This is a genomic window from Bradyrhizobium sp. NBAIM01 (genome assembly GCF_020194115.1).
Lineage (GTDB): Bacteria > Pseudomonadota > Alphaproteobacteria > Rhizobiales > Xanthobacteraceae > Bradyrhizobium > Bradyrhizobium yuanmingense.
Genome location: NZ_JADYVU010000022.1, coordinates 1 through 17,869 on the forward strand (window position 1 = coordinate 1; position 17,869 = coordinate 17,869).

Here is a 17,869-nt window from a genome sequence, read left to right on the forward strand (position 1 = left end):
CGCCCCCGCCGTTATGGCTCGGGCGGCCGCCCGGCCGCGTCAATGTTGCAGGCGAGATGCTCGCCTCCGCCAGCCACTTTCCGCTAAAATGCCGGAAAACCGCGCCGATGCATGAGGTCCGCCATGAGCTTCCGCCGCGACACCATCACAAAGCCGATCTTCTCATGGGCGCGCGGCGTGCTGCCGGCGATGTCCGACACCGAGCGCGAGGCGCTGGAGGCGGGGGACGTCTGGTGGGATGCCGATCTCTTCACCGGCAACCCCGACTGGTCGAAGCTGCTGAAGGTCCCGCAGGCGACGCTGACGGACGAGGAGCGGGCCTTCCTCAATGGCCCCGTCGACGAGCTCTGCGCCATGCTCGATGAGTGGAAGATCTTTTGGGAGTCGCGCGACCTGCCGCCGGACGTCTGGCACTTCGTCAAGCGCGAGAAATTCTTCGGCATGATCATTCCGAAGGAGTACGGCGGCCTCGGCTTCTCGCCCTACGCGCATTCGGAAGTGGTGCGCAAGATCTCGACGCGCTCGATCGCGGCCGCGGTCACCGTGATGGTGCCGAACTCGCTCGGCCCGGGCGAGCTCCTGATGCGCTTCGGCACCACAGAGCAGCAGCAGCGCTGGCTGCCGCGTCTCGCCGACGGCCGCGAGATTCCCTGCTTCGGCCTCACCAGCCCGGAAGCCGGCTCCGACGCCGCCTCGATGGTCGACACCGGCATCATCTGCAAGGGCGAATTCGAGGGTCGCGAGGTCGTCGGCCTCCGCCTCAACTGGCACAAGCGCTACATCACGCTCGGTCCGGTCGCGACGCTGCTCGGTCTCGCCTTCAAGGCCTATGATCCCGATCATCTCGTGGGCGGCCGGGAAGAGCTCGGCATCACCGTGGCGCTGATCCCGACTAACCTGCCCGGCGTCGAGATCGGGCAGCGTCATCTGCCCTCGATGCAGGTCTTTCAGAACGGCCCGAATTGGGGCCGCGACGTCTTCATCCCGCTCGACTACGTCATCGGCGGCAAGGAGCGGCTCGGGCAGGGCTGGAAGATGCTGATGACGGCGCTCGCCGCCGGCCGCGGCATCTCGCTGCCGTCGCTGTCGGCGGCCGGGGCCGCCTATGCCGCGCGCACCACCGGCGCCTATGCGCGCATCCGCGAGCAGTTCGGCATCTCGATCTCCAAGTTCGAAGGCGTCGAGGAGCCGCTCGCCCGCATCGTCGCGACCGCCTACCAGCTCGACGCCGCGCGCCGGCTCACCTGCGCGGCACTGAATGCCGGCATCCATCCCGCCGTCATCTCCGGCATCATGAAGCTGCACGCGACTGAGCGGATGCGCACCGCGGTCGACGATGCCATGGACATTCATGGCGGCAAGGCCGTGATCGACGGTCCGCAAAATTATCTGGGCAATCTCCACCGCGCCGTGCCCGTCGGCATCACCGTCGAAGGCGCCAACATCCTGACCCGCAATCTCATCGTGTTCGGACAAGGAGCCATCCGCGCCCATCCTTACCTGCTCGACGAGATGAACGCGCTCGCCGATAGCGATCGCGAGCGCGGCCTCGGCGCGTTCGACAAGGCGTTCTGGAAGCATGTCGGCCACAGCTTCAGGACACTCTTCCGCGCCATGGGTCGCAGCTGGACCTTTGGCGCATTCGCCCCAGTGCCCGATGCGGGCGATGCCACGCCCTTCTATCGCCAGCTCTCGCGCTACTCGGCGGCCTTTGCGCTCTGCGCCGACATGGCGCTGCTGACGCTCGGCGGCGCGCTCAAGCGCAAGGAAATGCTGTCGGCCCGCTTCGGCGACATCCTGTCCGAGCTCTATCTGCTCTCGGCCGCGCTGAAGCGCTGGCAGGACGAGGGGCGGCAGAAGGAGGATTTTGCCGCGCTGGAATGGTGCATGGCGACCGGGTTCAAAACCATCGAGAACCGGCTCGCCGAAATCCTGGCCAATCTGCCGAACCGCTTCGTCGCCGGCTTCCTCAGGCTCGTGGTGCAGCCGTTCGGCGCCCGCGTGCTCGGCCCGTCCGACCGCATCGTGCACCAATGCGCTGCCATCGTGCTGGAGCCGTCGGCGGCACGCGCGCGCCTCACGCCGGATCTGGCCCATGTCGACGACGACGGCGGCTTTGCCCGGCTGGAGCGCGCGTTCAAGCTGGTCGCGGCGACGGATGCGATCGCCAGGCGCATGCGTGCTGCGCATATCCGCGACTGGAAGGAGGCGGTGACCAAGGGCGTAATCACGCAAGCCGAGGGCGAGCAACTCGCCGCTGCCCGCGAAGCCGTCACAAAAGTGATAGAGGTCGACGATTTTGCGCCGGAGGCGCTGTCGCCGATTTACAAGAAAACCGTCAATGTGCATCAGTTCTTCCAGGAACTCGGTGAGCAGAGGGCGGCGAGCTGATGGCACGACCGGTATTCATCGTCGACGGCAGCCGGACGCCGTTCCTGAAGGCGCGTTCGGGGCCAGGGCCGTTCACGCCGGTCGATCTCGCCGTGCAATGCGGCCGACCGCTCTTGGCGCGCCAGCCGTTCTCGCCCGATAGCTTCGACCAGGTCATCCTCGGCTGCGTCAACGTGATCGCGGACGAGATGAACCCGGCCCGCGTCGCCGCGCTCCGGCTCGGCATGGGCGAGGACATGGTCGCCTTCACCGTGCAGATCAATTGCGGCTCGGGCATGCAGTCGATCGACACCGCCTACCGCTATATCCGCGAAGGCCATGCCGACATGGTTTTGGCCGGCGGCACCGAGGCGCTCAGCCACGCGCCGCTGGTCTGGCCGAATTCCGGCGTGCGCTGGTTCGCCGGCCTTGCCACCGCAAAGGGTATGGCCGCGAAGCTCGCCTCGGCGTTCAAGCTGAGGCCGCGCGATCTCAAGCCGATCATCGGCCTCGAGCGCGGCCTGACCGATCCCGTCACCGAGCTGAACATGGGCCAGACAGCCGAGGTCGTCGGCCATCTCTTCGGCATCACGCGCGCGCAGTCGGATGCCTACGCGGCCGACAGCCATCGCCGGCTCGCGCATGCGCAAAGCGCGGGTTATCTGAAGGGCGAGGTCGAAACCGCGTTTTCCCGCGACGGCAAGTTCTTCGACCACGACGATGGCGTGCGTCCGGACTCCACGGCGGAGACGCTCGCCAAGCTCCGGCCGGTGTTCGAGCGCCCGTGGGGCCAGGTTACCGCCGGCAATTCCTCCCAGATCACCGACGGTGCCTCCTGGGTGATCCTCGCCTCTGACGCTGCCGTTGCAAAGCACAAGCTGACGCCGAAAGCTGCGATCGTCGACAGCCATTGGGCCGCGCTCGACCCCAGCATCATGGGGCTCGGTCCGGTGATGTCGGTGACGCCGCTGCTGAAGCGCAACGACCTCACCCTCAAGGACGTCGAGACCTGGGAGCTGAACGAGGCTTTTGCAACGCAGGTGCTCGGCTGTCTCGCGGCCTGGAACGACGACAAGTTCTGCCGCGAAATATTGCGGCTCGACGGCGCGGCCGGCGAGATCGACCGCGAGCGGCTGAACGTCGACGGCGGTGCGATTTCGCTGGGCCACCCCGTCGGCACCTCCGGCAACCGCATCGTGCTGCATCTCGTCAACGCGATGAAGCGGCTCGGCACGCGGCGCGGAATTGCCACCGAATGCATCGGCGGCGGGCTCGGCGGCGCCATGCTGATCGAGGCGGTATGACCATGGATTCCAAGATCATGACCGTGCTCGCCGACCGCGTGCTGGAGCTCGGGCCGCGCCCTGCGCCGGATGGTCCTTACAAGCATTTCAAGCTGACGCGAGATGAAGACGGCGTCGCCTGGCTGCTGTTCGACCGCGCTGATGCCAGCGCCAACACGCTGTCCTCCGAGGTGATGGAGGAGTTCGACGCCGTGCTCGCGGCGATCGAGACCGAGCGCCCCGCCGGTCTCGTCATCCGCTCGGCAAAGCCGTCCGGCTTCATTGCCGGCGCCGACGTCAATGAATTCCGCGGTGCCAACGATCCCGGCATGGTGGAGACGCGCATCCGCGCCGCGCATGCGGTGGTCGACCATCTGGAAGCCTTGAGGCTGCCGACGGTCGCGGTCATCCACGGTTTCTGCCTCGGCGGCGGGCTCGAGGTGGCGCTGGCCTGCCAGGCGCGCATCGCCATCGATGGGGCGCGTTTCGGCTTCCCGGAGGTGATGCTCGGCCTGCATCCCGGCCTTGGCGGCAGCGCGCGTTTCACTGCGCTCGTCAATCCGACGCAGTCGATGGCGCTGATGCTGACCGGGCGCACCATCGATGCGCGCCGAGCCAGATCGCTCGGCCTCGTCGACACCGTGACGCAGGAGCGGCATGTCCAGGGCGCGGTGAAGGATGCGCTGTTCGGCCGTCTGAAGCGGGCCAAGCCTGGTCTGCTGATGCGTGCCGCCAATCTCGGGCCGGTGCGCGGCCTGCTGGCCAAGCGCATGCGAGCGGAGGCCGCGAAGGCCGCATCGCGCGAGCATTATCCAGCGCCCTATGCGCTGATCGATCTCTGGGAAGCGCATGGCGGCAGCAAATCCGCGATGCTGAAGGCGGAACAGGCCTCGTTCGCCAAGCTGATGGTGACGCCGACCGCGCAGAATCTGATCCGGGTCTTCTTCCTGCGCGAGCAGATGAAGAAGGCGGCAGGCGCCGGCGACACGGTGAAGCATGTCCACGTCATCGGCGCCGGCGCGATGGGCGGCGACATCGCGGCCTGGTGTGCGGGGCAGGGCCTTCGCGTCTCGCTCGCCGACATGAAGCCCGAGCCGATCGCAGGCGCGGTCAAGCGCGCGGCCGACCTCTACGGCAAGATCATCCGCAAGCCCACCGACGAGCGCGACGCGCTCGACCGCCTCATTCCCGACATGGACGGCGAGGGCGTCCGCAACGCCGACCTCATTATCGAGGCGGTGCCGGAAAAGCTGGAGCTGAAACAGAAGGTCTATGCCGGACTCGAGCCGCGGATGAAGCCCGGAGCCATCCTTGCGACGAACACGTCCAGCATTCCGCTGCAGGATCTGCGCACCACGCTGGCGCGGCCGGAGCGGCTGGTCGGCCTGCATTTCTTCAACCCGGTGTCGCGGCTGCAATTGGTCGAGGTTGTCAGCCATGACGGCAACGATGCACACGTGCTGAAAGAGGCGCTCGCCTTCGTCGGAGCGATCGACCGCCTGCCATTGCCTGTGAAGAGCTCGCCCGGCTTCCTCGTCAACCGCGCGCTGACGCCTTACATGCTGGAAGCGATGGTGATGCTGGACGAGAAGATCGACCAGCGCCTGATCGATGAAGCGGCCGTGCAGTTCGGCATGCCGATGGGTCCGATCGAGCTGGCCGATCAGGTCGGGCTCGATATCTGCCTCGACGTCGGCGATATGCTGCGCACCAAGTTCGGCGATCTCCTGCCGCCGACGCCGGCCTGGCTGCGCGAGAAGGTCGCCAAGGGCGAGCTCGGCCGCAAGACCGGCAAGGGCTTTTACACCTGGAAGGACGGCAAGGCGGAGAAAGCAGCGTTGCCGGAGACCGGACCGCGGGTCACCGACCAGATGATCGACCGCCTGGTGTTGCCGATGTCCAATGTCTGCGTCGCGGCGCTTCGCGAGGGCATTGTCGACGATGCCGACGCGGTCGATGGCGCTATGATCTTCGGCACCGGTTATGCACCCTTCCGCGGTGGCCCGCTGAATTACGCGCGCACGCGCGGCGTGGAGAACATCGTATCCACTCTGCGCGCGCTGGCGGAACGATTCGGCGCGCGCTTCGCGCCCGATCCGGGCTGGGACAATTTCAAGTGAGAGCCATATGAGCGAACAAGCGACCGGACCGAGCGGGGATCTCTGCATCCGCACGCTGGCGATGCCGGCCGACACCAATGCCAATGGCGACATCTTCGGCGGCTGGCTGCTCAGCCAGATGGACGTCGGCGGCGGCGTGTTCGCCTCGAAGGTCGCGCGGTCGCGCACCGTGACGGTCGCGATCGAGGCGATGAATTTTCGCAAAGCGGTCTATGTCGGCGATCTCGTCTCGGTCTACGCCAATCTCGTGCGCGTCGGGCGCACCTCGCTGACCGTGCATCTCGAGGCCTGGGCATTGCGGCGCAAGGAGTTGCATCCGTTCCTCGTCACCGACGGTCATTTCACCTACGTCTCGATCGACGACCACGGCCGTCCCCAGGCGATCCAGCAAAACGATCCGCCGATCGCGACGTAATCGCGCGCGACGCACTGTCCCCATATTGCGAGGCCTTGCAGCGCCGCAGAACGCGGCACGAGCAAGTCACATCGTCGCGGCTTCGCCAAGAACCAGTCAAGAACCAGTCATAAAACGGATGAGGTCCCGGCGTACTCAATTGCGTGTCGATTCGGGGTGGAAACGCCGCAAATGCCCTTGGGAACCTTTGGGCAGGAGCGCCGTTGTTTGCCCGCACTGAGGAAGCCACGGACTATGCCGGACAGCTACATCATCGAAGTCGATTCGCAGACCGCAGGTATCGTCGTTCGTTCTTCTGGAGGCTACTGCTTCTTCGCCTCATCGCACCGTTTCAACCGTCTCGAAGGCCAGCTCTTCCGCAACGCCCGCGAAGCCGAGCGCGCCGCGCGCAGGCTGGTGAATGGCGACGTGAAGGAGGCGGCGTAACTGTCATTCCGGCCCGCGAGGCGTGGTCGGAATTTTTTGCCGCCCTTGATGTTGCTGCCTTCTTCCTTCTCCCCTCATGTCCGCCGAAGCCTTGGCGAAGGCGGATGCGGGAGAAGGTGGCGCGAAGCGCCGGATAAGGGGGTGGCTCCGCGAATTCAACAGAGAGTTAGACCCGCGGATAGATACCCCTCACCCGGCTTCGCTTTGCGAAGCCACCCTCTCCCGCAAGGGGAGAGGGGAAAGACGTGATCACAACTTCGTCGCCGCCCGCGACAACAGCTTCCACTCGTCGCCTTGCTTCTGCCAGTTCATCAGGATGTGAAGGTTGGTCGATACTTTTTTCCCATCGGCCGCCATCTCCTGCTCGCCCAGCCAGTGGAAACGCACGATCGCTGCGGGGCCGACGACCTTGATGGTGGGATCCTTGTATTCGATGGACAGAAACTTCGATTTGCCGTCGGTGGCGTTGGCGATGAACGCCGCCTTGTCTTCGACCTTGCCGCTGGAATGGCTGTAGCTCAGTTCCTCCGCGCAGAGCGCGCCGAGCGCCTTGGGATCGGCCGCGATCTGGGCGAGGCGGAAGGCCTCGACCCTCTTCGCCACGGCGTCCTCGTCTGCCGAAGCGGCGAGCGCCGGCGTGGCGAACGCAAGCGCGGACACGGCGAGCGTCGAGAGAGCCAGATCGCGTCGGTTGATCGTCATCGTTTCCTCCTTTTTGATCTTGCAATCAGTGTTGCAGTCGCACGCGGCTTTGTCGAGTGTCACCTGCCTCATGTGGATGCGTCATTGCGCGATCGAGGCCGTATTGATACGCCTTCCGCATCGATGCGCCGCGCATTTGGGAAAGTACGGAAATGATCGAGACCAGACACGATGGAATGGGCCGGGCGCTGTTGTTCGACATCGACGGCACGCTCGCCGACACCGATCCGTTGCACTTGAAGGCTTTCAACCAGGTGCTCGGCCCGCACGGACACGTCTTCGATCACGCACGTTTCTCCCTCGAGCTGCAGGGCTTCGCCAATGTCGCGATCGGCGAGCGCTTTCTGCCCCACGAGGCGCCGGAGCGGCGCGCCCTCATCCTCGAAGAGAAGGAGGAGGTCTTCCGCACGCTGGTGGCCGGGCAGATCGCGCCGCTGCCGGGCCTGATGGCGCTGCTCGACCGCGCCGATGGCGCCGGCATCCCCATGGTCGCCGTGACCAACGCGCCGCGTCTCAACGCCGAGCTGCTGCTCTCAGGACTCGGCATCACGCATCGTTTCAAGGCGCTGGTGATCGGCGCCGAGCTGCCGCACGGCAAGCCGCATCCGCTGCCCTATCAGGAGGGGCTGCGTTTCGTCGGCGCGAGCCCGCGAGCCTCGATCGCATTCGAGGACTCCCGCACCGGCGTGCAGTCCGCAACGGCCGCCGGCATTCCGACTGTCGGCATCCGCACCAGCCTCAGCCATGCTGACCTGGTTGGAGCAGGCGCGGTCGCCTCCGCCAGCGCGTTCGACGACCCGACGCTGCTCGCACGTCTTGCAAGTGCCATGGGGTGGTAAGAAATGGCATGGTGAGGACCTTCATCCGTCAACCGTGATCGGCGTCCGCATTGACCGCAGGCGCGAACCGCCGCACCATGCATCATTCTGATTTGAGGCCTTTGCCGTGACCGGATTGACCCATCGCCAAGCCGAAATCCTCAACATCGCGCGCGCCTCCGGCCGCGTCATGGTCGAGGAGCTGGCGCGCCGCTTCGAGGTGTCGGCGCAGACCATCCGCAAGGATCTCAACGATCTCTGTGAGCGGCGTTCGCTGACCCGCATCCATGGCGGCGCCATCATCGCCTCGGGCGTGGAAAACCTCGCCTATGAGGCGCGCCGCTTCGTCGCCGCCGACGAGAAGAAGGCGATTGGCGCTGCCGCCGCCTCGCTGATCCCGAACGGCTGCTCGCTCTTCATCAACATCGGCACCACGACGGAGGAGGTGGCGAGCGCGCTGACCTCGCATGAGGATCTGCTCGTCATCACCAACAACCTCAATGTCGCCATGCTGCTCTACCGCCATCCGCGCATCGAGGTGGTGGTCGCCGGCGGCACGGTGCGGCGCGCCGATGGCGCCGTGGTCGGCTCGACCGCGACGCAGCTGATCGGACAGTTCAAGGTCGACTATGCCATCATCGGCGCCTCGGCGATCGACGAGGAGGGCGCGCTGCTCGACTTCGACTATCGCGAGGTGCAGGTGGCGCAGGCCATCATCGCCAATGCCCGCAGCGTCATGCTGGTCGCCGATTCCACAAAACTTCGCCGCAGCGCGCCGGTGCGCATCGCCCACATCACCCAGATCCAGACCTTCGTCACTGACCAGGAGCTGCCCGAGCGCCTCGCCACCATCTGCCACAGCAAGGGCATCGAGGTGGTCGAGGCGATGCCGAAGGGCGCGGAGGTCGACGATGCGTCGGCCGAGGTGCAGGATGCCGCACCGGAAGCCGCACCAGTGGTGCGGCTGAGATAGAGGCTAAGCGTCGTCCCAGGGGTTGAGCAGCGGAACGCCGAAGGCCGCAAAATCCTTCACGTTGCGTGTGACGAGTGTGAGATCGTTGACCAGCGCAGTCGCCGCAAAGAAGCCGTCCATGACGGACAATGCGACGCCGCTCTTGCGGCTCTGCGCCATGAGGTCACCCCAACGCTCGGCCACTGTTTGGTCGATCGGCAGGACGCGCTCGGCAAACCGCGCAGGCAAATCGTGGGCAAGCCAGACGGCCAGCGCGGTGCGTCGGCGACCATCCTCAAGCAATGCGATGCCACGGCGAAGCTCGGCGATCGAGGCGACGCTGATGAACGCACGGTCCTCATCGATCCTATCCAGCCATGCCACAACTTTTGGCGAAGGCGCGGGCCGCTGAACTTCCGAAAGCACGTTGGTGTCCAGCAAAAGGTTCATGGCACTTCGTCGCGTGGCGTGTCGTGCAGCCGGTCGAGTTCAAGGTCAACGCCGCGTAATGGCGAGGCCAGCAGGAATTCGGCCAGGGTGCCCTTGCGCGCTGTCTTGCGCGCCCATTCCTCGACGGAAACGATGACGGCATTCGGCTTGCCGTGACGGGTGATGACCTGCGGGCCGGTCTGAGCGCGGTCGAGCACCTCGGACAGTCGCGCCTTGGCATTGGCCAACGTCCAGCTGTCATTCGTTGGAAGCGCGTCGGGTTCAACGTTACGATTGACCATAGGGATTAACCATTTTGACTAGTATGACTATAATCGCTCGACGCTGACCAATCAAGGTGCTGGTGCCTCCCAAATCGCCGTGGCGCTGCCCAACATGAACTCCTCTTGCTCACCAAGAAACTTCCGCTTTCGCTTCCTTTCGCCTCTCTTTCATCTTGCTTTCGTTTTTCGGTGTGATCTAATCAAAAGCGAAAGTAGCCGCTTGATGGAACGGGCGGTCGCCGGGGGATGCGTCTGTTGGAGCGTATTTTCGATCTCGCCATCATCGGAGGCGGTGTTAACGGCTGCGGCATTGCGCGTGACGCGGTGGGCCGCGGCAATACCGTTTTCCTGTGCGAAATGAACGATCTGGCGAGCGGGACATCGTCGTGGTCGACCAAGCTCGTGCATGGCGGCCTGCGCTATCTCGAATATTACGAGTTTCGGCTGGTCCGCGAGGCCCTGATCGAGCGCGAGATCCTCTGGGGCATCGCGCCCCACATCATCCGGCCCCTGCGATTCGTTCTGCCGCATCACGCCGGCCTGCGCCCGGCCTGGCTGCTGCGCCTCGGCCTCTTCCTCTATGATCACATCGGCGGCCGTCACCTGTTGCCGGCGACCCGCTCGGTCGATCTCAAGCGCGATGAGGTCGGCAAGCCGCTGATCCCGAACCGCTACAGCCGCGCCTTCGAATATTCGGACTGCTTCGTCGACGACGCCCGCCTCGTCGTGCTCAATGCGCGCGATGCCGCCGACAAGGGCGCCGAGATCCGCACCCGAACCCGCGCCACCGAGATTCGCCAGTCGGACGGCGTCTGGACCGTCAGCATGGTCGATACGCTGACCGGCGCGCGCTCGCAGATCCAGGCCAAGGCGCTGATCAATGCTGGCGGACCCTGGGTCGAGGACGTGCTCGGCCGCGGCGCCGGCGTGAATGCGAAAGCCAAGGTGCGCCTGGTGCAGGGCTCGCACATCGTCGTGAAGAAGCTCTACGACCACGACCGCGCCTACATGTTCCAGAATGCCGATGGCCGCATCATCTTCGTGATCCCGTACCAGGACGACTTCACGCTGATCGGCACCACCGACCGCGACTATGACGGCGATCCTGCCAAGGTGAAGGCGACGACTGAAGAGATCGAGTATCTTTGCAAGGCGGCCAGCGAATATCTGGCCAAGCCCGTCGCGCCCGCCGACGTGGTCTGGACCTATTCCGGCGTGCGTCCGCTCTATGACGATGGCGCCAGCGAGGCCAAGGCCGCGACGCGCGACTACGTGTTCGAGCTCGACACGCCCGGCGGCGTGCCGCTGCTGTCGATCTATGGCGGCAAGATCACGACCTATCGCAGGCTCGCCGAAGAGGCCCTGGAGCGCCTTGCGCCTTACTTGCGCAGTGCGAAAGCGCGCGAGGGCTGGACCGGCAAATGGCCGCTGCCGGGCGGTGACATGAACGTATCCGACATCGACGGCCTGATCGCCGAGCTGCAGCGCGGCTATCCCTTCCTCAGCCATGAGCATGCGCGGCGCCTGGCGCGCGCCTATGGCACCCGTGCCATCAAGCTGCTCGGCGATGCAAAATCGGCTGCGGATCTCGGCCAGGCCTTTGGCGCCACGCTAACCGAGCGCGAGGTCCGCTATCTCATGGCCAATGAATGGGCCGTCACCGCCGACGACGTGGTCTGGCGCCGTTCCAAGCTCGGCCTGCGACTATCTGCCGACGAGATCGCGACCCTCGACGACTGGATCAGGAGCCATGCCGTGGCGCAAAGTCCCCTGCTGGAAACGGGAGGACGCTCATGACCGTGACACTCGATCACGTGACCCGGACCGTGGAAGGCGTGCCGCACATCCGTGACGTCTCGCTGAGGCTCGAGAGCGGTACGCTCAACGTGCTGCTCGGGCCGACGCTGTCAGGCAAGACCTCGATCATGCGGTTGCTCGCCGGCCTCGACAAGCCGACCACGGGCAAGGTGTTCGTCAACGGCAAGGACGTCACCGGCGCCGACGTGCGCCAGCGCTCGGTCGCGATGGTGTACCAGCAGTTCATCAACTACCCCTCGCTCACGGTCTACGAGAACATCGCCTCGCCCCTGCGCGTGCAGGGCAAGCCGCGCGACGAGATCGAGGCGCGCGTCGCCGAGGCCGCAAAGCTGCTGCGGCTCGAGCCGTTCCTGAAGCGCACGCCGCTCCAGCTCTCCGGCGGCCAGCAGCAGCGCACCGCGATCGCACGCGCGCTGGTCAAGGGTGCCGACCTCGTGCTGCTCGACGAGCCGCTCGCCAATCTCGACTACAAGCTGCGCGAGGAGCTGCGGGCGGAGCTGCCGCGCATCTTCGAGGCCTCCGGCGCGATCTTCGTCTATGCCACAACCGAGCCGACCGAGGCGCTGCTGCTCGGCGGCAACACGGTGTGCATGTGGGAGGGCCAGGCGCTGCAGATGGGTGAGACCACCAATGTCTATCGCCGGCCGCAGACCTTACGCGTTGCGCAGGTGTTTTCGGATCCGCCGCTGAATCTCGTGGGCCTCGAGAAGGGGAACGGCATGGTCCAATATGCGGGCGGGAGTGCAGCGCCCGCGTCCGGGCTTTATGCCGGTCTGCCCGACGGCTTCTATCGCGTCGGCTTTCGTGCCCATCAGCTCGGGCTTGCCAATGGCGAGGCCGACCGTCACGCCTTCCACGCCACTGTCACGGTGACCGAGATCACGGGTTCGGAGAGCTTCGTGCATCTGACCCGCGACGGATCGAATTGGGTGGCGGTGCTGCACGGCGTGCACGAGTTCGAGCCGGGCCAGATGCTCGATGCCGTGCTCGATCCCAATGATGTCTTCGTCTTCGATGCTGCCGACCGTCTGGTCGCGGCACCGGGCTCTTAGGAGGGAGATGCGCCATGGCCCGCATTGACCTCGTCGATCTCGCCCATTCCTACGGCGGCAACGATGCGCCGCAGGAGAGCTTTGCGCTCAAGCCTGTCACCATGACCTGGCGGCAGGGCGGCGCCTATGCGCTGCTCGGCCCCTCCGGCTGCGGCAAGACCACGCTTCTGAACGTCATCTCCGGCATCATCACGCCGTCGCGGGGGAAGATCCTGTTCGACGGCAAGGACATCACACCGCTGTCAACCCAGAAGCGCAACATCGCGCAGGTGTTCCAGTTTCCGGTGATCTACGACACCATGACGGTGGGGGAGAATCTGGCGTTTCCGCTGAAGAATCGCGGCGTGCCGAAGGCCGACATTGACAGGCGCGTCGCCGAGATCGGTCGCCTGCTCGATCTCGAGCCCTATCTGAACCGCAAGGCCACGCGCCTGACCGCCGACGCCAAGCAGAAGATCTCGCTCGGCCGCGGTCTCGTGCGCAACGACGTTGCCGCCGTGCTGTTCGACGAGCCGCTGACGGTGATCGATCCCGAGCTGAAATGGCAGCTCCGCTCCAAGCTGAAGGCGCTGCATCGCGAGCTCGACCTCACGATGATCTATGTCACCCATGACCAGACCGAGGCGCTGACCTTCGCCGACACCGTGGTCGTCATGCATGACGGCCGCGTCGTGCAGAGCGGCACGCCGGCCGAGCTGTTCGACAGGCCGGCGCATACGTTCGTCGGCTATTTCATCGGTTCGCCCGGCATGAACATCCTGCCGGCCGAGGTGAGGGGGCGCGAGGCCAGGATCGACGGCCACGTCATCGCGCTGAACCGCAGCTACGACAACCTGCCTGCAGGGGCGAAGATCGAGATCGGCGTCCGTCCCGAATTCGTCGAGGTGGTCGCGCCCGCACCTGGCCTGCTCACCGCCAGGATCGAGCGCATCGACGATCTCGGCCGCATCCGCTTCGCGCGCGTGCGCGTCGTCGACGCCAAGCTCGCGGCGCGCGCTCCTGGCGGCTTCACCAGCGCGGACGGTACCGCCGGGCTGAAATTCGATCCGTCGCACGTCCACGTCTATGCCGACAGCCTTCTGGTGGAGGGAGCCGCCTGATGGACAAGACCGTCAACCAAAAAGCCTGGTTCCTGGTGCTGCCGGTGTTCCTGGTCGTCGCCTTCTCGGCGGTGCTGCCGCTGATGACGGTGGTGAACTATTCGATGCAGGACACCTTCGGCAACAACCAGTTCTTCTGGAACGGCGTGGGCTGGTTCAAGGAGCTGCTCGATCCCTCCACCGACCTCGGCGGCCGCTTCCTCGCCTCGCTCGGCCGCAACCTGTTCTTCTCGCTCGTCATCCTGGCCATCGAGGTGCCGCTCGGCATCGTCGTCGCGTTGTCGATGCCGCGCGAGGGCTGGACCGTCGCAGCCTGCCTCGTCATTCTCGCGCTGCCGCTGCTGATCCCCTGGAACGTGGTCGGCACCATCTGGCAGATCTTCGGGCGTCCCGACATCGGCCTGCTCGGCTACGTCCTCAATGCCATGGGCTTCGATTACAATTACGTCTCCAACGACGTCGATGCCTGGTTCACGGTCATCGTGATGGACGTCTGGCACTGGACCAGCCTCGTCGCGCTGCTGTGCTATGCCGGCCTGAAGTCGATTCCCGAAGCCTATTACCAGGCCGCGCAGATCGACGGCGCCTCGCGCTGGGCCGTGTTCAAGGCGATCCAGCTGCCGAAGATGAACCGCGTGCTCTTGATCGCGGTGCTGCTGCGCTTCATGGACAGCTTCATGATCTACACCGAGCCGTTCGTCGTCACCGGTGGCGGGCCCGGCAATTCCACCACCTTCGTGTCGATCGAGCTGGTCAAGATTGCGCTCGGCCAGTTCGACCTCGGCAAGGCCGCGGCGCTGTCGCTGGTCTACAACCTCATCATCCTGATCGTCTGCTGGATCTTCTACACCGTCATGACCAATGCCGGTGTCGAACGCAAAGTCCAGGCTTCGAGCGAGCCGGCGGCGGAGCCCAAGCCCGCGGCCGCGCTCAAGCCCGTGCCCGCACTCGAGCCAAGGGAAGGAGTGGCCTGATGCATTCGATCCCCGGCCGTCGCCTCATCATGGGGCTGTTCCTGATCTTCCTGCTGCTGCCGATCTACTGGCTCGTCAACATGAGCTTCAAGACCAACAGCGAGATCGTCTCGACGATGACGCTGTGGCCGCACACTCCGACGCTGCAGCACTACAAGCGCATCTTCACCGACGAGAGCTGGTATTCGGGCTACATCAATTCGCTCGAATACGTCGTCCTCAACACCATCATCTCGATCGCCGTGGCGCTGCCGGCGGCTTACGCCTTCTCGCGCTACCGTTTCCTCGGTGACAAGCATTTATTCTTCTGGCTGTTGTCGAACCGCATGGCGCCGGCGGCGGTCTATGCGCTGCCGTTCTTCAATCTCTATTCGGCGATCGGCCTGTTCGACACCCCCTGGGCCGTCGCGCTCGCGCACTGCATCTTCAACGTGCCGCTCGCGGTGTGGATCCTCGAAGGCTTCGTCTCCGGCGTGCCGCGCGAGATCGACGAGACCGCGTTCCTCGACGGCTATTCCTTCCCGCGCTTCTTCATCAAGATCCTGGTGCCGCTGATCGCGAGCGGCATCGGCGTCGCCGCCTTCTTCTGCTTCATGTTCTCCTGGGTCGAGCTCTTGCTCGCGCGCACGCTGACGTCGGTGCATGCCAAGCCGATCGCAGCGATCATGACGCGTACGGTGTCGGCGGCCGGCATGGATTGGGGCCTGCTCGCCGCCGCCGGGGTGCTCACCATTATTCCGGGCGCGCTGGTGATCTGGTTCGTCCGCAACTACATCGCGCGCGGTTTCGCGCTCGGCCGCGTCTGAGGAGGCATCAATGGAATCCATCGCATGGATGGCCTGGACGCTGCCGACCGCGATCTTCTTCGCCGCGCTCGCCTGCACGCTTCTCGTGATGACCTGGCTCGCCGCGGTCTATCCCGAGGCCGAGCGTGTCGGCGTGCTGCGCATCCCGACCACGCGCGGCGACCGCCTGTTCATCTCGCTGATTGCGGCCGCCGTCATCCACCTCGCGTGGATCGGCCTCGTCGGCACCGACGCGATCGCTACGCTGCCTATCGGCGAGGAGGGGTTTGAAATCTCGAGCCTGTGGCTCGCATCAGGAATTTCGCTGGTCACGGCCGCGCTCATTTTCCGCACGGTCTGAAGCTTGCGAAGGGACGGCCAGATCCGGGACCAACCCGGGCCTGTATAAAAGTTTGTCGCTGCAACGGAGGAACAACATGCGACAGTTTAGGAGAAGGAAAGGTCCATTGACCAAGAATAGTTTTCTGACCATGTCCAGCGCCGCTGCGATCATCGCGGTGTCGTTCGCCGTCTCGGCGCCGGTTCGCGCCGCCGACGAGGCCGTGATCCAGAAGTGGATCGCGGAATTCACGCCTTCGACGCTGTCGAAGGAAGACCAGAAGAAGGAGCTGGAGTGGTTCGCCAAGGCCGCCGAGCCCTTCAAGGGCATGGAGATCAACGTCGTCTCCGAGACGATCACGACTCATGAATACGAGGCGCAGACGCTCGCCAAGGCATTCTCCGAGCTGACCGGCATCAAGCTCAAGCACGATCTCATCCAGGAAGGTGACGTCGTCGAGAAGCTGCAGACCCAGATGCAGTCGGGCAAGAACGTCTATGACGGCTGGATCAACGACTCCGACCTGATCGGCACGCATTTCCGCTACGGCCAGACCATTGCGCTCTCCGACTACATGACCGGCGAGGGCAAGGACGTCACCAACCCCATGCTCGACGTCAACGACTTCATCGGCAAGTCGTTCGGCACCGGGCCGGACGGCAAGCTCTACCAGCTGCCCGACCAGCAGTTCGCGAACCTCTACTGGTTCCGCTACGACTGGTTCACCAATGCCGACTACAAGGCCAAGTTCAAGGCCAAGTATGGCTACGAGCTCGGCGTGCCCGTGAACTGGTCGGCTTATGAAGACATCGCCGAGTTCTTCACCAACGACATCAAGGAGATCAACGGCGTCAAGGTCTACGGCCATATGGACTATGGCAAGAAGGACCCCTCGCTCGGATGGCGCTTCACCGACGCCTGGCTGTCGATGGCCGGCAACGGTGACAAGGGCATTCCGAACGGTCTGCCGGTCGACGAATGGGGCATCCGGATGGAGGGCTGCCGCCCGGTCGGCTCTGCGGTGGAGCGTGGCGGCGACACCAATGGTCCGGCCGCAGTCTACTCGATCACGAAGTATCTCGACTGGATGAAGAAGTACGCCCCGCCGCAGGCGCAGGGCATGACCTTCTCCGAGTCCGGCCCCGTGCCGTCGCAGGGCAACATCGCCCAGCAGATGTTCTGGTACACCGCCTTCACTGCCGACATGGTGAAGCCGGGTCTGCCGGTGGTGAATGCGGACGGTACGCCGAAGTGGCGTATGGCTCCGTCGCCGCACGGCTCCTACTGGAAGGAAGGCATGAAGCTCGGCTACCAGGACGCTGGCTCCGCCACGCTGCTGAAGTCGACTCCGCCGGATCGCCGCAAGGCAGCCTGGCTCTATCTCCAGTTCATCGTCTCCAAGTCGGTGAGCTTGAAGAAGAGCCATGTCGGTCTCACCTTCATCCGTGAATCCGACATCTGGGACAAGTCGTTCACCGAGCGTGCGCCGAAGCTCGGCGGCCTGATCGAGTTCTACCGCTCGCCCGCGCGCGTGCAGTGGACCCCGACCGGCAACAACGTGCCCGACTATCCGAAGCTCGCGCAGCTGTGGTGGCAGAACATCGGCGATGCGTCGTCCGGTGCGAAGACGCCGCAGCAGGCGATGGATGCTCTCGCGGCGGCCCAGGACTCCGTGCTGGAGCGTCTGGAGAAGTCCGGCGTGCAGGGCGCCTGCGGTCCGAAGCTGCACAAGAAGGAGTCGGCCGAGTACTGGTTCGCCAAGGCCCAGAAGGACGGCACCATCGCGCCACAGCGCAAGCTCGCCAACGAGAAGCCGAAGGGCGAGACGGTGGACTACGACACCCTGATCAAGTCGTGGCCCGCCACTCCGCCCAAGCGCGCGGAAGTGAAGTAAGCGGCGCTTAGAGCGATATCAAACACGAAAGGCCGGGAGCGATCCCGGCCTTTTTCTTTTGTCGTTGTGGTGCGAGGGTTTTTCACACCCTCGGTGTCATTGCCCAC

Annotated in this window: 17 protein-coding genes; 14 read left to right on the top strand and 3 right to left on the bottom strand. The window is 64.9% G+C overall.

Going from position 1 to position 17,869, the window contains the following annotated elements:
* The first annotated feature begins 123 nt into the window (after window positions 1–123).
* The 5 genes from I6F31_RS34355 (at window position 124) to I6F31_RS34375 (ending at window position 6,614) form a co-directional block, all read left to right on the top strand.
* A complete protein-coding gene (locus I6F31_RS34355; protein ID WP_225186886.1) occupies window positions 124–2,391 on the top strand; it encodes an acyl-CoA dehydrogenase in 2,268 nt (755 codons plus the stop codon).
* Window positions 2,391–3,674 (top strand): acetyl-CoA C-acetyltransferase, encoded by a 1,284-nt coding sequence (locus I6F31_RS34360; protein ID WP_036024789.1) that lies wholly within the window; start codon window positions 2,391–2,393, stop codon window positions 3,672–3,674. The genes I6F31_RS34355 and I6F31_RS34360 overlap by 1 nt, the downstream gene beginning before the upstream one ends.
* Before the next feature lie 2 nt (window positions 3,675–3,676).
* Entirely contained in the window at window positions 3,677–5,773 is a 2,097-nt protein-coding gene (locus I6F31_RS34365) for a 3-hydroxyacyl-CoA dehydrogenase NAD-binding domain-containing protein (RefSeq protein ID WP_225186887.1), read from the top strand.
* Between the two features lie 7 nt (window positions 5,774–5,780).
* Window positions 5,781–6,188: an acyl-CoA thioesterase gene (locus I6F31_RS34370; RefSeq protein ID WP_225186888.1), complete on the top strand. Its 408-nt coding sequence runs from the start codon at window positions 5,781–5,783 to the stop codon at window positions 6,186–6,188.
* A gap of 234 nt (window positions 6,189–6,422) precedes the next feature.
* On the top strand, window positions 6,423–6,614 hold the full coding sequence (locus I6F31_RS34375; protein ID WP_036013862.1) for a hypothetical protein: 192 nt from the start codon (window positions 6,423–6,425) through the stop codon (window positions 6,612–6,614).
* A 249-nt stretch (window positions 6,615–6,863) separates the two neighbouring features.
* On the opposite strand, the gene I6F31_RS34380 is transcribed toward I6F31_RS34375, so the two are convergent.
* Entirely contained in the window at window positions 6,864–7,316 is a 453-nt protein-coding gene (locus tag I6F31_RS34380) for a nuclear transport factor 2 family protein (protein ID WP_036013866.1), read from the bottom strand.
* Between the two features lie 152 nt (window positions 7,317–7,468).
* Between I6F31_RS34380 and I6F31_RS34385 the strand changes: the two genes are divergently transcribed.
* Window positions 7,469–8,155: an HAD-IA family hydrolase gene (locus I6F31_RS34385; protein WP_225147889.1), complete on the top strand. Its 687-nt coding sequence runs from the start codon at window positions 7,469–7,471 to the stop codon at window positions 8,153–8,155.
* 106 nt (window positions 8,156–8,261) lie between these two features.
* Window positions 8,262–9,107 (top strand): DeoR/GlpR family DNA-binding transcription regulator, encoded by an 846-nt coding sequence (locus I6F31_RS34390; RefSeq protein WP_036013860.1) that lies wholly within the window; start codon window positions 8,262–8,264, stop codon window positions 9,105–9,107.
* Between the two features lie 3 nt (window positions 9,108–9,110).
* Here I6F31_RS34390 and I6F31_RS34395 read toward each other — a convergent pair whose 3' ends face one another.
* Together I6F31_RS34395 and I6F31_RS34400 are read right to left on the bottom strand one after the other, a co-directional pair.
* A complete protein-coding gene (locus tag I6F31_RS34395; protein ID WP_036013859.1) occupies window positions 9,111–9,536 on the bottom strand; it encodes a type II toxin-antitoxin system VapC family toxin in 426 nt (141 codons plus the stop codon).
* Window positions 9,533–9,817, bottom strand: coding sequence for a type II toxin-antitoxin system Phd/YefM family antitoxin (locus tag I6F31_RS34400; protein WP_036024793.1), 285 nt, complete (start codon window positions 9,815–9,817; stop codon window positions 9,533–9,535). Before I6F31_RS34400 ends, I6F31_RS34395 begins: the two co-directional genes overlap by 4 nt.
* A 228-nt stretch (window positions 9,818–10,045) precedes the next feature.
* On the opposite strand from I6F31_RS34400, the gene glpD reads away from it, so the two are divergent.
* The 7 genes from glpD (at window position 10,046) to I6F31_RS34435 (ending at window position 17,762) form a co-directional block, all read left to right on the top strand.
* Window positions 10,046–11,596, top strand: coding sequence for a glycerol-3-phosphate dehydrogenase (gene glpD / locus I6F31_RS34405; RefSeq protein ID WP_128262995.1), 1,551 nt, complete (start codon window positions 10,046–10,048; stop codon window positions 11,594–11,596).
* Window positions 11,593–12,669 (top strand): ABC transporter ATP-binding protein, encoded by a 1,077-nt coding sequence (locus I6F31_RS34410; RefSeq protein WP_225150145.1) that lies wholly within the window; start codon window positions 11,593–11,595, stop codon window positions 12,667–12,669. Before glpD ends, I6F31_RS34410 begins: the two co-directional genes overlap by 4 nt.
* A gap of 14 nt (window positions 12,670–12,683) precedes the next feature.
* A complete protein-coding gene (locus I6F31_RS34415) occupies window positions 12,684–13,769 on the top strand; it encodes an ABC transporter ATP-binding protein (RefSeq protein WP_225150147.1) in 1,086 nt (361 codons plus the stop codon).
* The gene (locus I6F31_RS34420) at window positions 13,769–14,743 is read left to right on the top strand and encodes a sugar ABC transporter permease (RefSeq protein WP_036024799.1); all 975 of its coding nucleotides are present in this window, start codon (window positions 13,769–13,771) and stop codon (window positions 14,741–14,743) included. The genes I6F31_RS34415 and I6F31_RS34420 overlap by 1 nt, the downstream gene beginning before the upstream one ends.
* Complete coding sequence (locus tag I6F31_RS34425) at window positions 14,743–15,549, top strand: carbohydrate ABC transporter permease (RefSeq protein ID WP_036013847.1); 807 nt, start codon at window positions 14,743–14,745, stop codon at window positions 15,547–15,549. The genes I6F31_RS34420 and I6F31_RS34425 overlap by 1 nt, the downstream gene beginning before the upstream one ends.
* A gap of 10 nt (window positions 15,550–15,559) precedes the next feature.
* Entirely contained in the window at window positions 15,560–15,889 is a 330-nt protein-coding gene (locus I6F31_RS34430; protein WP_036013844.1) for a DUF2160 domain-containing protein, read from the top strand.
* 130 nt (window positions 15,890–16,019) lie between these two features.
* Window positions 16,020–17,762, top strand: a complete 1,743-nt coding sequence (locus tag I6F31_RS34435; RefSeq protein ID WP_225186909.1) for an ABC transporter substrate-binding protein — start codon at window positions 16,020–16,022, stop codon at window positions 17,760–17,762.
* The last annotated feature ends 107 nt before the right edge of the window (window positions 17,763–17,869 follow it).